Annotated in this window: 10 protein-coding genes; 2 read left to right on the top strand and 8 right to left on the bottom strand. The window is 48.6% G+C overall.

The genetic code is table 11. The annotated features are described in order from the left end of the window. Positions 1 to 29: 29 nt before the first annotated feature. From BMY16_RS07845 to BMY16_RS07815, 7 genes are all read right to left on the bottom strand, one after another. Positions 30 to 1769 carry a RagB/SusD family nutrient uptake outer membrane protein gene (locus BMY16_RS07845; protein ID WP_091841434.1) on the bottom strand — a complete coding sequence of 580 codons (1740 nt, stop codon included), beginning with the start codon at positions 1767 to 1769 and terminating at the stop codon, positions 30 to 32. A gap of 67 nt (positions 1770 to 1836) precedes the next feature. Beyond that, positions 1837 to 4950: a SusC/RagA family TonB-linked outer membrane protein gene (locus BMY16_RS07840; protein WP_091841513.1), complete on the bottom strand. Its 3114-nt coding sequence runs from the start codon at positions 4948 to 4950 to the stop codon at positions 1837 to 1839. Positions 4951 to 5107: 157 nt separating this feature from the next. Continuing rightward, a complete protein-coding gene (locus tag BMY16_RS07835; RefSeq protein WP_244512977.1) occupies positions 5108 to 6544 on the bottom strand; it encodes an AraC family transcriptional regulator in 1437 nt (478 codons plus the stop codon). Between the two features lie 219 nt (positions 6545 to 6763). Next, positions 6764 to 7642 carry a carbohydrate kinase family protein gene (locus BMY16_RS07830; protein WP_091841431.1) on the bottom strand — a complete coding sequence of 293 codons (879 nt, stop codon included), beginning with the start codon at positions 7640 to 7642 and terminating at the stop codon, positions 6764 to 6766. After that, entirely contained in the window at positions 7639 to 8805 is a 1167-nt protein-coding gene (locus tag BMY16_RS07825) for an MFS transporter (protein ID WP_091841430.1), read from the bottom strand. The genes BMY16_RS07830 and BMY16_RS07825 overlap by 4 nt, the downstream gene beginning before the upstream one ends. Before the next feature lie 24 nt (positions 8806 to 8829). Then, the gene (locus BMY16_RS07820) at positions 8830 to 10509 is read right to left on the bottom strand and encodes a glycoside hydrolase family 32 protein (protein ID WP_244512976.1); all 1680 of its coding nucleotides are present in this window, start codon (positions 10507 to 10509) and stop codon (positions 8830 to 8832) included. 168 nt (positions 10510 to 10677) lie between these two features. Next, the gene (locus BMY16_RS07815) at positions 10678 to 11454 is read right to left on the bottom strand and encodes a ZIP family metal transporter (protein ID WP_091841426.1); all 777 of its coding nucleotides are present in this window, start codon (positions 11452 to 11454) and stop codon (positions 10678 to 10680) included. 146 nt (positions 11455 to 11600) lie between these two features. On the opposite strand from BMY16_RS07815, the gene BMY16_RS07810 reads away from it, so the two are divergent. Beyond that, positions 11601 to 12236, top strand: a complete 636-nt coding sequence (locus BMY16_RS07810; RefSeq protein WP_091841424.1) for a lactate utilization protein — start codon at positions 11601 to 11603, stop codon at positions 12234 to 12236. Here BMY16_RS07810 and BMY16_RS07805 read toward each other — a convergent pair whose 3' ends face one another. Next, positions 12237 to 13250 (bottom strand): glycosyl hydrolase 53 family protein, encoded by a 1014-nt coding sequence (locus BMY16_RS07805; RefSeq protein WP_091841423.1) that lies wholly within the window; start codon positions 13248 to 13250, stop codon positions 12237 to 12239. A 62-nt stretch (positions 13251 to 13312) separates the two neighbouring features. Here BMY16_RS07805 and BMY16_RS07800 point away from each other — a divergent pair, with 62 nt between their 5' ends. Next, the gene (locus BMY16_RS07800; RefSeq protein WP_091841421.1) at positions 13313 to 14098 is read left to right on the top strand and encodes a Cof-type HAD-IIB family hydrolase; all 786 of its coding nucleotides are present in this window, start codon (positions 13313 to 13315) and stop codon (positions 14096 to 14098) included. Positions 14099 to 14106 lie beyond the last annotated feature (8 nt).

The raw sequence follows: 14106 nt of genomic DNA, 5'->3' as shown, positions 1-14106 counted from the left end.
TTTTTCAATTGTCAATTAACATTTTCAATTTAATTGTATCCCTTGTTCTGGGTATAGAGACCAGGTACGTAGTAGAGCTGGATATAAGGCAATGGGAAGTACTCGTTCTTGCCAGGTGTATAATGGGCATCCTTATAATACTGTGCATAGGTCTGACCATCATACTCCATATTCTTTTCTGTCTCAAAGAAGGCATTCAGGGTAGTAGAGGCTATACCCCAACGGCGAAGGTCGAAATAACGGCCGTTCTCCATAGCGAGCTCCAGGCGGCGCTCCCAGCGCAGGCACTTACGAGCCGTATCCTTATCCTGGAAGTAGGTCTGGGGATAGAGGGCGATATCACACTGGTCGGCAGCGTATGCAATATGCTTGGAGATAGAGTTCTTGGCACGCTGACGGATGTCGTTGATAATGGTGCGGGCACCTTCCAGGTCGCCTGTCTCAATCATAGCCTCAGCACGCATCAGCATCACATCGGTGTAGCGGAACACATAGTCGTTCATGGCGAAAGCCTGCCAGGGGTTGTCGAAGGTCTCACCCTTTGAACGCTGCGGAACTTCCTTCAGTGAAGCATAGTAGCCGTAGGTATTCGGGGTACGAGAGTTGTCCTTGGTCATCGTGTACTGAGCCTCGTATTTGTAGGGGAAGGAAGGCATACCAACAGTGTGGAACAAACGCGGATCCCACTTCTGAGCATTGGGCACACCGTTAATAGGATATGAAATCTCCTTGTTATAGTCGTCGAACATGGGCAGACCGTCCTTGGTCTTGAAAGCGTTCACCAGATTCTGTGTGGGCTTGTGGAAGTCCCATCCGCATGACCACATCTGCCAGCAGCCATTAAGCATGTTGCTCCAGTTGGCACGACCATAGAGGGTGTTGTCATCCTGATAGTCAGAGTGCTGTACAGCGAAGACACTCTCCTTAGAGTTTTTGTACTCAGGCAGGAAGATGTCGCCATAGTCCTCGAGATAACCATACTGAGAGCTGGCCACCTCCTGGGTGTACTTCAGTACTTCCTGCATATACTGGCTGTTGATATGGCTCACACCAGTGTTTGCCTCATAACCGTCGCCCCAAGCCATTGTCAGATAGCACTTGGCCAGATAGGCAGCAGCAGCAATCTTGTTGGCGCGTCCGCCTTCAGCCTGAACGGCAGGCAGTACATCGTAGGCAGCCTTGAAGTCGGCCACAATCTTCTGCATCAACTCTTCGTGAGTGAACTCATCGTTACGAGTCTGCTCCTCAGAGTGAACTCTATAGACCTCCTCGTCGATCCAGGGCACCTGATTCCAGAGCTGTACGAGCTTGAAATAGAAGTGGGCACGGAGGAAACGGACCTCACCCTCACGGATGGTTCTTGTCTGAGGATCCAGTTTGTCGCCAGCATCAGCCAGCGCTACCAAAGCACGGTTGCAACGGCTTACTGAGCAGTAGAGATGATACCAGAGCTCGTCCATATGGTCGGGAGTCGAAGCTGTAAGTGTCGACCAAACCTCTACAGGATGGTAGTTGGTATCGGTAGTACCTGAACCACCTTTCATGGCATCGTCGGAAGAAACGTCGCCATAAGGCCACAAATTAAACGGATAAGTATACCAGTCGTCGCCGAGTTTGGCATAGGCTGCAGTCACCATCTCCTCTGGCTGACTCATAGCCAGACCCTCGCTGATGACACCCTTGGGTTCAACGTCGATGAACTTATTGCAAGAGGTAAGTGCACCGCAAACGATCAGACCTGCGCAGATTGCTTGATATATTGTCTTCATAATCTTTCTTATTTTACTATTTTACCTTTTTACTTTTTTACCCTTTTACTTTTTTACCCTTTTACCTTTAGAAAGAGGTCTGGATTCCAAATGAGAGGCTAGTGCTGTTAGGATACATCCAACGTGGGTTCTCAGGATCAGAGCAGGTCAGCGAACTACTCTTGATGGTGAGCAGGTTATGACCAGAGATATAAACGCGTGCACTTGTCATGTTCAGCTTGCCAATAAGGCTCTTAGGCAAGTTGTAACCAATCTGAACCTGACGGAGCTTTCCGTAAGAGCCATTCTCTACGAAATATGTAGAGGCACGATTCTCACCACCGGTATTGTTAGTGGTCAGGGCAGGAATAGAGCTGCCAGTGTTGGCTGTAGTCCATGCACCAAGCATACGATTACCCTTGTTAGAACCGGCATCGGTGATGCTGTAGAAGTCAGTCTGGAACTTCTGGTCGTTGTAGACATCCTGACCGGCAACGCCCTGCCAGAACATATTGAAGTCGAAGTCCTTATAGCTGATGTCAAAGTTCAGACCCCAAGAGAAGTTGGGCACCGGATTGAAAATCCAGGTCTGGTCCTGTTCGTTAATGATACCATTACCATCGAGGTCGGCATATTTCAGACCACCTACGCGGGCATTGTCCTGGCCAGAGGCAAGAACCTCCTCACGGCTCTGGAACAATCCGTCGACTACATAACCTACGATTGAACCGTAAGGCTTCTTCGACTCTACAAGGTTCTCCTTAGCAGTGTGGACATACGAACCAGTTGTTGTCTCAGGCAGGTAAGTAACCTTTGAACGATAGAAATCGACGTTACCGTTGATGTCGTACTTCAGACCATACTCTGTAGTGTGGCGATAGCCAAGTGAGAGCTCCATACCCCAGTTCTGGAGGCTGGGACCGTTGAGCCAGCTTGCACCACCCTCACCCATCGAACCGAGGTAGGCGGGATTGATCAGCATATCCTTTACCTTTTTAATATAGGTATCGAATGTACCATAGATAGAGCTGCCGAGGAAACGGAAGTCAAGTCCGAGGTTCCACTGCTCTGTGGTCTCCCACTTCAGGTCGTTGTTCTGAGCCTGAGTAGCACGGAAGCCAGAGGGGAAGATACCACTGCCCTGCAGTGCGAGGTCGTATGCTGTCGACTCATTGCGTCCACCACCATAGGTAGCTGCATAGAGTCCGTAGCGGGCGTAATTAGAGATAGCCTGGTTACCAGTCTGACCCCAAGATGCACGAATCTTCAGATCGTCGATCCAGCTCTGACCCAGATGCTGTGAGATACGATAACCAAGTGTAGCAGCGGGGAAGGTACCATAGCGGTTGTTCTCACCGAAACGGCTTGAACCGTCGTGACGGATGGTGAACGAAGCGAGCAGCAGGTCCTTGAAGTTGTAGTCAACCTTTCCGAAGAAAGAAACGAGGTTGTAGCCTTCCTGGATACCACTTGCACGCTGGGTGCCGGTAGCTGCATCGGGATACATATAGTCGTAGTTCTCTATAGCAAACATCTGTGCATAGGCATTTGCCCTGTCCTCGATATCTCTGTGGAGCTCAATACCACCCAGTACAATGAAAGAGTGATCCAAACCAAGGTTGAAGCTATAGTTGGCCGTATTTGACCAAGTCCACTTCACATCGGTCTTGTAACCCATGTTTGCAGAAGGCGTAGAGTTGTTCACCACGTCTGAATGCCAGGTGTAAGTCACACTGTGAATATTCTCAGACCACAGATCAAGACCGAAGTTTGAACGGAGCAACAGGCCCTTAATAGGCTCGATGTTAACGAATGCATTACCGAAAACACGCCACATCTTCAGGCGGTTGTCGCGGTTGTGATACAACTCACGCAGGGGGTTCTGACGGTCGGACATGCCACCGACAGGACCTGAGAAGGTTACACCGTCCTCTTCATAAACAGGTACTGTAGGAGCCATCTTCAGAGCATTCTCCAGAGGCTGGCAGTCAACCTGATTAGAATAGGAAATAGTAGCATTCTCACCCACGGTAATCATCTTGTTCACCTTGAAACTAGTATTGATACGACCTGAGAAGCTCTCAAAGTCGGTATATTTCAGGATACCAGTGTTCTTCTTGTAACCAAAAGAGAAGAGTGCCGATGTCTTCTCGGTAGCATTAGAGATAGAGAGGTCGTAATTCTGTGCGAAACCTGTACGTGAAATCTCTTTCAGCCAGTCGGTGTCGCTGAAACGCATGGTGCGCTTCAGGTTAATATAACCGTCGTAAAGACCGTTAACAGTAAACTGACGCATTTGTCCTGTTGCAGGGTCGTATGCACTGATAGGTGTTCCTGAAGCGGCATTCAGTGTCAGACCGTAGTTGTTGGCATACTGCTCGGGATCGAGGCCGTCGTTCATGGCAGCCTGAGCCATTGAGGTGGCATACTGAGCGGTATTTGCCAGGTCCATCATCGACTGCTTGGTGTAGAACTGGGCCGTCAGATTGGCAGAGAAGTCAACCTTTACCTTGTCGCCCTTCTTACCGCTACGGGTGGTGATGATGATCACACCATTAGCAGCACGAGAACCGTAGATAGAAGCAGAGGCAGCGTCCTTCAACACCTGCATCGACTCGATATCATTCATATTCAGAGTGTTCAGGTTGGTCGTTGTAGGCACACCGTCGATAACGAACAGAGGATCCTGTGAAGAGTTGAACGATCCCACACCACGGATACGGACGGTACCTGCACCGACAGGAGAACCGTTACTGGTGATGGTCATGCCTGGAACTTTACCCTGCAAGGCACGCATGGGGTCGGTATCCGATGAAGTCTTCAGATCCTTCGTCTCAACAACTGATACCGAACCGGTAAGGTCGGCCTTACGCTGTGTCTGGTAACCAGTAACCACAACCTCAGCCAGCTCCTTGGCATTGTCTTTCATCGTGATCTGCATACCATCTTTTGCAGCCACTTCTTGTGTCTCAAAGCCAATGTAGGAGAACACCAGGATTGCACCAGGGTTCACCTTAATCTTGAAGTTACCATCGAAATCAGTAATAGTACCGTTCGAGGTCCCTTTCTCCATCACTGTGGCACCGATAACTGTCTCGCCTGTAGCGTCGACCACCGTGCCACTGATCTCCGTTTGCGCGTACATAATAGTACTGACAAGCAGGAGTGCAAAACTCAGAAATAGTTTCTTTAGTTTTTCCATTGTTGACTTGTTTAAATTGTTAGTACTCATAATGAATTGAAATATTTGCTGCAAAGGTACTAAGCAATTCGCGTGAGGGCGTAAAAATATCGTTCATTCCATGCAAAAATTGTTTCAGTGTAACAAATTTGCGAAGAAATGAACGATTTTTGCTAACTTAAAGGTCGGAAGGACTAATGCCAAACTCGTCTTTGAAACATTTGGTGAAATAAGAGGGGGCAGTAAACCCTACTTCATAGGCAACCTCGGATACATTCTTATCGGTTGTCTCCAGCAAAACCTTGCTACGGTTAAGACGACTCAAGCGGATAATATCGACAGGTGTACGACCTGTCAGCGTCTTCACTTTTCTATATAGCTGAACACGGCTGACGCCCATCTGTTCGGCCAAGGTCTCAACACTTAAAGAGCTCTCACCCATCTGTTCCTGTACAAGACCACGAAGCTTCTCCAGGAATCGGGCATCAGATCCCGCTTCTATATGTGCCTGTTCCTCTGGGGTCACAGTCGTAATCTGCGGCTGTTCCGGAGCAGGAGCCACCTCTGCCGGCTCATCTTCTACCGGTACGTTTACCACCATTGAGAAAGCCTGGCGCTCCAGACGGTGACGGCGGTGCATGTTGGAAACAATAATCATACCACTGACAGTGATTACAAATATGACAATAGCCAAAAGCAACGTTATCAAACGTTGGCTGTTAAGCTGTTGCAGGTAGTTGTCAGCTTGCCTATGTAACAAATTGATATTGTTACTTTGGCGCACCAGTTCCTCGTTCTGCAGCAGCAACACTTTGGCATTGTCTTTGGTGACAAGCGACGCCATCAAAGGATTGTCCTTCTCGTAAGGTTTCCCTTCCAGGATGTTCATCGCCAATTGGAGCACCTGATCTCCATGAGTGGGATAGATATAGGAGACTTCCAGCACCGAATCGCGAACACATTCAATACCGTTCCCTTTTCCAGGAAGACCATCGATGCCACAGTATTTCGTAGTTTTGCTGGCCAGCGTCTTCGAGGCACCCACGGCCATACGGTCATTCTGACCAAAGACGTAATCAATATGAGTAAGGTCGCCTTGATAGTCCTTGATAGCTTTGACGGCACTTTCCTCTGTCCAGTCGCCTTGCAGCGAAGCGACAAGCTCTATACCAGGATAGGCGGCAAGTGCTTTTACAAAGCCGTTATGACGATCGATGGCGGGTGACGACCCCTTTAGTCCCATAATCTCCAACACACGACCTTTTCCACCAAGTTGAGTAGCTATATACTCCCCCATCAGCGAACCCATCTCATAGTTATCGGCTCCGATAGAAGCCGTATATTTCTCTGAGTTGGTCTTCCGGTCAAAGACTATGACTGGAATCCCTTTGTCGAAAGCGTTGTCGATGGCAGGCGAAACGGTGGAAACCTGGTTTGGAGCCACAATCAACAGATCGACACCTTCATTGACAAACTGGTTGATCTGTTCTATCTGCTTCTCGTCACTATCATCAGCAGAGGCAAAACTCAGCTCCACGTCATCATAGAAATAGGTGCCCATTACCAACTCCTGATTCAACTTATGACGCCATATATCTTCCGAACACTGAGACACAGCAATCTTATAAGTCTTCTCACTTTTAGAGCAAGAAGATAGAACTATTGTAAGTGCAATCAGGTAAAATAAAAACTTGCGCATTGGTATACCGGCGTTAGTAATAGGTGCTGCAAAGATATGAAAACTTTGCGGAAATTCCAAATATTTTTGGAAAAATGTAACAAAGGGAGGAATAAAAAAAGAGGTTCAGTAAGAAACTGAACCTCTTAATGGATATTATGCTTTTTTCAGTTTGTCTGGTATGATAGGCATGGCACCGTTCTGAGTGCATACATAGGCACTGACCTGAACGGCCGTCTTGTGGGCTTCCTGTACTGGTCGGCCATTGATGATTGAAGCACAGAACGAACCGGTAAACGAGTCGCCGGCACCCACGGTGTCAGCCACCTCAACCTTCGGTGTGTCCTGGAACGATGTCAGTCCGTCATCAGTAAAGACGTACGAGCCATTTGTACCACAGGTCAGCACAAGCATCTTCAGGTGGTAATCCTGTACAATCTTCTCACAGGTCTGGCGCATATCCAGTCCATCATAACCAAACATACGGTTGACAACAACCAGCTCCTCGTCATTAATCTTCAAGATATTACAGATACAGAACGAATCCTCAAGGATCTCCTTGCTATAGAACTGCTGGCGCAGGTTGATGTCACAGATCTTCAGACAGTCATCGGGTGTGGCATCAAGGAACTTGCGGATATTCTCACGGCTGACAATATTACGCTGAGCCAGTGAACCGAAGCAGACAGCCCGTGCGCTCTTTGCAATCTCTTCCATCTCTGCATTGAAAGGAATATTATCCCAGGCCACATTCTCCTTGATGTCATACGTGGGGATACCTTCACCGGAAAGTGTTACCTGCACCGTTCCCGTAGGATAAGGAACTCGTGGCATCAGGTAGTTCAGATTGTGCTCTTTCAGAGCATCGATGGTTTCTTCTGCCAGTGCATCCTCGCCTAATGCGCTGATGGCAATGGTATCCAAACCAAACTGTGCTGCGTGATAAGCGAAATTGGCAGGAGCGCCACCTAATTTCTTACCTTCGGGAAGTACATCCCACAATGCCTCACCGAGGCCTACAATATAACGTTTCATGCTTTTTCTGTATTAAGTTGTTTGATATAGGTGAATAGATAAATAACGCCGAGGGCCATGATCAATACAGCACCTGCCTGTCCGATGGCATCGCTGGCAAAACCCATCAACAACGGGAATACCGTTCCACCGAAAAGGCCCATAATCATCAGACCACTAACCTCGTTCTGCTTCTGAGGCATTGCTGTGAGTGCCTGAGCAAAACAGATAGAGAAGATGTTGCTATTGCCATAACCCACCAGTGCGATAGCCGTGTAGAGAATCCATTTCTCTGTGCCGATGAAGAGTCCACACATCGAGAGTGCCATCATCACAACACTGATAATAAAGAATGTACGCGTAGGCAATACACGGAGGAAGAACGAGCCCGTCAGACAACCAATGGTACGGAAGATGAAGTAGAGACTGGTTGCAAAGGCAGCCTCATTGAGTGTCATGTTTAAGCGTTCCATCAGGATCTTCGGAGCTGTGGTGTTGGTACCAACATCGATACCCACGTGGCACATAATACCAAAGAACGACAACAATACGATGGGGGTGCCGAGCAGTTTTAAGCACTCAGCAAAGGTCGAAGCCTTACCCTCAATCTTGGGCTCATCGATATGCGTCACACCCAAAAGGACGGTAGCCAGAATACCGATAACGAAATAGATGCCAAAGAGGATGCGCCAATCGTAGCCGAACGAGGGAATCACCTGAGTAGCACCCCACATAGCCAGATAAGGAGCCAGAAACGAGGCGATGGCCTTAATGAACTGTCCGAAAGTGAGGGTAGAAGCCAGATTACCACCACCCATAACGGTCGATACCAGCGGATTCAACGATGTCTGCATCAGAGCATTTCCAATACCCAACAACGAGAATGAGATCAGCATGATAGCGAAGTTATTACCAAACAGAGGAATCAGCAGCGACAGTACAGTCACGCCAAGCGAGAGCAACACAGTGTTCTTACGCCCGATCTTGTTCATCAGCATACCCGTTGGCACACTGAAGATCAGGAACCAGAAGAACACCAGCGAAGGAAAGATGTTGGCTGTCGAATCGTTTAGGGCCAAATCTTCTTTCACATAGTTCGAAGCGATGCCCACCAAGTCTACGAAGCCCATGCAGAAGAAGCAGAGCATCACAGGAACAAGGGCAAGTTTGTTAACTTTACTCATAGTTGTATGTTATTTGATTATTTACTATTTAATCTCGTAGATGGTTGCCTTACCGCCTTTCACTTTCAGCGTGTTATAAGGCTCGTTGGGGAATACGAGATTGGTCATCGCCATCTTTCCGTCACTGGCAAAGGCCTCAATGCTACTATGGTCGATGAAGAGGCGAAGCTGTTTCAGAGCACCATGGGTGGGAGCTGTAGTCTCTATCGGGAAAGCTTCACTGAAACTGATGTCTCCACTCTGCTTGCGGTTCATAGCGAAGGTCTGTTTCTGAGCATCGTATTTCATGACAACCTGCTCACCCTTTGTGTTGGAGAGTATCAACTCCATTGAGCCCTTCACGTCGACGACAATCTCACAGGCATCTGTCGGGTTCTTGATTTTCTTACCACGCATAGCCAGTGTTTCCTTCGAGGGTATCACACTGACATAGGTCTCCTCGCCATCCTTGAACAGGCCTAGGTCACGAGCTATAGAGTTAGCTGAGCGGAACTGTCTTGTGGGCACCTGGTTAGCATACTGCCAGTTGGACATCCAAGCCAGAACCACAGTACGGCCATCGGGCGCATTTGAGAATGAAACGGTAGCATAATGGTCCTTACCATAGTCAAGCCACTTCGTTACCTTTGGCATAGACTCGCAGGTAAACTTATGACCATCGAAGTCACCAACAAAATACTGGGTAGCACTGCCGCCAAAAGGTCCACCAGGATTGATGTTACAAATCAGCACCCATTTGTCTTCGATCTTCAACAGGTCAGGACACTCCCATACACCACCATGATTACCATATTCACTACCGAAGCTGCTTTCCTTCTGCCAGTCCTTCAGGTTGGCCGATGACCAGATCTGCATTTCCTGTCCCACGGCTAGCATCATAATCCAGCGGTTAGTGCCATCATACCAGAACACCTTGGGGTCACGGAAGTCGGGTGCGTTAAAAGTAACAACGGGGTTCTTTCCATATTTATTAAAGGTACGTCCACCATCTGTTGAGTAGGCCATCGACTGAGTCTGAGCCTCCCCTGCAGAAGTGTAGAAGGCGATGACAGCGTTCTTACCAAAGCCAGCGGTATTATCTTTGTCTACCACACAAGATCCACTAAAGATAGTGCCTAAGGCATCTGCCTCAATGGCCAATGGTAAAGCCTCCCAGTGGACAAGGTCCTTAGAGACGCTATGGCCCCATGTCATGTTCTCCCACAAAGAGCCATAGGGATTGTACTGATAGTATAAATGCCATTCGCCGTCCTTATAGAACATTCCATTCGGATCGTTCATCCAACCATATTGTGGCGTATGGTGATAGGCTGGGCGGAACTTCTCGCGATTGGTAGTATCGAAAGTATCACTAAACTTCATCTCCTTCCAGCAAGCAAAGCCTTTCATGTTGCCTGTCGTACGACGGTCGCCATGGAAGATAATATCAAGCAGTTGACCGTCCTTTATCTCTAGGGGCACGTAATAGTCTACGTTGTCAACTGCCAGTCGTACATTCGGACGACGCGTACTCTGGTTCTCCATACCAATGATGCGTATGTTGGCATTCTCTGCCTTCTCCTCAACAGGCAGCAATACATACTTGCATCCTGTCTCCAGACGTACCATCGCATGGTTTTCACTCAATACCATTGGGTTCACCTGAGCCTGTGCCGACAGCGACGTCAGCAGGGCGGCCACGATAGAAATTGCTGTTCTTTTCATTTTACTATTCATTTGATTGTTATCGAATTCTGCTGCAAAAATAGGTCAAAAACCTTATATTTACAATAAATAATGTTTCATTTAATAATAAAAATCGTTCATTGCAACATTTTTGTTAGCAATGAACGAATATTGATGGTATTACTTCTTTAATAAACATATGCTAAACTACCCCATCACCACATCAAGCACCATCATCAGGACAAAACCTACTGCGAAACCGATGGTGCTAAGGTTAGAGTGCTGACCATTGGAGGCCTCAGGAATCAGTTCCTCGACAACGACATAGAACATGGCACCAGCAGCAAAGGCCAACATATAAGGAAGGACAGGCATCAGCATCGAGGCCAGGAGTAGGACGGCGACGGCTCCTACAGGCTCAACGGCACCACTCAACGAACCAATCACAAATGACTTCCACTTGGAATTGCCTGCTGCCCGCATGGGCATGGAGATAATAGCACCCTCAGGCACGTTTTGGATGGCGATACCTAAGGCTACGGCTACAGCACTGGCCAATGAGATATTCGAGACACTGCTCTCTGCTCCAGCGAATACCACGCCCACCGCCATACCTTCTGGCAAGTTGTGAATGGTGACAGCCAGAGCCAGCATCGCTGTCTTGGAGAGATGCGATTGCATACCCTCGGGTTTGTCTGTGCCGATATGGAGGTGAGGTGTCAACTCGTCAATCATCAGCAAGAATCCCATACCCAATAGGAATCCTACAGCAGCAGGAAGGACAGACCAGCGCCCGCTATCTTCCACCATCTCCATCGATGGAATCAGCAACGACCATACTGATGCCGCCACCATCACGCCAGAGGCAAATCCCAGAAGCGTCTTCTGTAACCTCACAGACATTTCGTCCTTCATGAAGAACACAAAGGCAGAACCAAGCATCGTGCCCAGCAATGGTATCAATAGTCCTATAATCAATGTCATTGTCTTCGATATTGCTGCAAAGATAATGATTTTTTGCGAATGACCTCTATCCAAATACCAACTTTTAGGATTGTTTAGCCGTTTTTTCTTGCACGTATTATTAATAATGTGTATTTTTGCCGAGGATTAACTAAACAAATAGGATTATGACACCCAAAGAACTCAGAAACGAACGACTGGCAGAACGGATGATCAAGAATCTGAAACGCCGTAATATGGAGGCCTTCTATTGTAAAACCTCCGAGGAAACCATTCAGAAAGTGTTAGAACTGATTCCCGATGGCAGCAGTATCACTTGGGGCGGTTCGATGACCATACGGGATATGGGACTGCCTGATGCCCTTAGGAAGAAAGGAACATATGAAGTGCTGGACCGCGACCTCGTAGAGGGCAACGAGGAGAAAGTGCAGATGTATGTCAGAGCTTTTACGACCGATGTCTATCTGTCGAGTGCAAATGCCATTTCTGAAGACGGTGTGATTGTGAATATCGACGGGAATGGTAACCGTGTGGCAGCTATTACATGGGGACCCAAGAAGGTGATCTTTATCATCGGATTGAACAAGGTGACCCAAACGGTGGAGGCTGCTCTGGCCAGGGCTCGCAGCACGGCCTCACCTATCAATGCGACCCGTTTCGACATCAAGACGCCCTGTCAGGTGGATGGTGTCTGCCACAACTGTAATTCGCCAGAGAGTATCTGCAACTACGTCCACTTCTTGCGCAATTCACCACACGGCAAACATACCGTGATTTTGGTGGGCGAGAATCTCGGCTATTAATTACTGCTTGGAGGCAGCTTCTTTAAAGGCATCCATGATGGCCGTAGGACGATGGTTGCGGAAGGCTCCCAGGCGATAATGACCTTCGGCTTCAGGAGCCCAGTAGAAGATGCCCTGACAATGGCCGTTCGTCTGATGGCGGGCAGCATTGATTAGTCGTGTCATCCACAACTTGCCATCCTCGGCACGATCGGCATCATAGCCTGTCTCGACAATCATCAGCGGCGTCTGCCAGAGATCCCATAACTGGTTGATGTTGGCGATGGCCTTCTCGAGTGTCTCGTCTTCTGTTTTGGTCAATCCAGCATCGATGTCCCAATAAGGATAGACACTCAGACCTATCATGTCCCATTTGGCGCCATGCTCCTTGAGTCCCTCGAAAATAAACTTGTAGCGCTTGGGGTCGCAGCCACCATCGAGGTGAACAATACAAATGGCGTCTGGGAACACAGCCTTTACGGCTTCGTAGCCAGCCTGCGTCAATCCTGCATATTGCGCCATGTTCTCCGTGGCACGCCCCATTGGCCAGAGGAAGCCATTGGTGGTCTCGTTGCCAACCTGTACCCACTTCACGTCAACACCATTATCCTTCAGCAGCTGCAAAGTTTCATGAGTATGCTTTGCCAATGCCTGGCACATTTCTTCGTAAGTCATCTGCTCCCAGGCCTTAGGGATATTCTGTTTACCAGGATCAGCCCACCAATCGCTGTAATGGAAGTCGATCATGATGGCCATGCCCTGCTCCTTAGCGCGAAGAGCCAAGCGGAGCACATCCTCTTTACTACTAAACCCACCCCGAGGATCGACCCAAACACGGTATCGGGCAGCGTTCAGACCATATTCCTTCATCAGTTTGGTGTTCTCACAGGGCTCGCCCTGAGCATTATAGAGTTGGCCACCGAAAGCCTCTATGGCGGAGGTTCCACTGATATCTGCACCTAACCAAAAAGTATCATCGGCAGTAGCCGAGAGCAGTGTCATCAACAGCGTCAGGAGGGAGATAAGTCTTTTCATTTTCAAATAATTTTAGTATACGACGGCAAATATACGAAATTTTTCGTAATTTTGCAAGCGAAATGACAAAATATGCCCTATTCTTCGACATTGATGGAACGTTAGTGAGTTTCCAGACCCATGAGATACCGCCATCGACCATCTTGGCACTGACCCAGGCGAAAGCCAATGGTCACAAGGTGTTTATTGCTACTGGTCGTCCTCCGATTATCATTACCAATCTTGGTGCCATCGAGCATCTGATCGACGGCTATGTGACCACCAATGGTGCCCTCTGCTTTGTAGGCAACGACGTGGTGAGCTGTAAGTCGATCCCTCAAGAGGAAGCGCGGCTCGTAGTAAAGGATGCGCAAGAAAAACAATATGGTGTGATTGTCATTGGCGAGAAGGATGTAGCTATTTTCGACCCTAAGGGTGAGGTGGACTATATCTTCGGGCAGCAGTTGGCCGTCAAGAACCTGCATCTGGCAAAAGCCGTTGAGGAAGTTATCGACCAGCGTATCCTCCAGCTGACGCCATTCTTCAACAAGGATTACGAACGGGAGTTGATGAGTCGTTTGCCTGGCTGTACCTCTGGACGCTGGCACCCTGCCTTTACCGACATCACCGCCAAGGGGGCAGATAAGGGCGAGGGGCTTCTGGCAATGGCCGCTCACCAAGGGCTGAACCCTCAGCAGACAATGGCCTTCGGTGATGGCGGCAATGACAGTTCTATGGTTCGCGGAGCAGGCATTGGTGTGGCGATGGGCAACGCCATCGACGAACTGAAGGAGATTGCCGACTATGTGACCACCAGCGTTGATGACGATGGCATCCGAAACGCCCTTAGACACTTTGGGCTCATATAAAATCAGGT

Source organism: Prevotella sp. ne3005 (assembly GCF_900110085.1).
GTDB lineage: Bacteria > Bacteroidota > Bacteroidia > Bacteroidales > Bacteroidaceae > Prevotella.
The sequence above is the reverse complement of the archived record's forward strand: the minus strand, read 5'-3'. Positions and strand labels throughout refer to the sequence as shown.

What these genes read in the sequence shown, in the direction of transcription:
- BMY16_RS07845 (WP_091841434.1), bottom strand. Translation starts at nt 1,769, where the DNA reads ATGAAGACAATATATCAAGCAATCTGCGCAGGTCTGATCGTTTGCGGT.
- BMY16_RS07840 (WP_091841513.1), bottom strand. Translation starts at nt 4,950, where the DNA reads ATGGAAAAACTAAAGAAACTATTTCTGAGTTTTGCACTCCTGCTTGTC.
- BMY16_RS07830 (WP_091841431.1), bottom strand. Translation starts at nt 7,642, where the DNA reads ATGAAACGTTATATTGTAGGCCTCGGTGAGGCATTGTGGGATGTACTT.
- BMY16_RS07825 (WP_091841430.1), bottom strand. Translation starts at nt 8,805, where the DNA reads ATGAGTAAAGTTAACAAACTTGCCCTTGTTCCTGTGATGCTCTGCTTC.
- BMY16_RS07820 (WP_244512976.1), bottom strand. Translation starts at nt 10,509, where the DNA reads ATGAAAAGAACAGCAATTTCTATCGTGGCCGCCCTGCTGACGTCGCTG.
- BMY16_RS07815 (WP_091841426.1), bottom strand. Translation starts at nt 11,454, where the DNA reads ATGACATTGATTATAGGACTATTGATACCATTGCTGGGCACGATGCTT.
- BMY16_RS07810 (WP_091841424.1), top strand. Translation starts at nt 11,601, where the DNA reads ATGACACCCAAAGAACTCAGAAACGAACGACTGGCAGAACGGATGATC.
- BMY16_RS07805 (WP_091841423.1), bottom strand. Translation starts at nt 13,250, where the DNA reads ATGAAAAGACTTATCTCCCTCCTGACGCTGTTGATGACACTGCTCTCG.
- BMY16_RS07800 (WP_091841421.1), top strand. Translation starts at nt 13,313, where the DNA reads ATGACAAAATATGCCCTATTCTTCGACATTGATGGAACGTTAGTGAGT.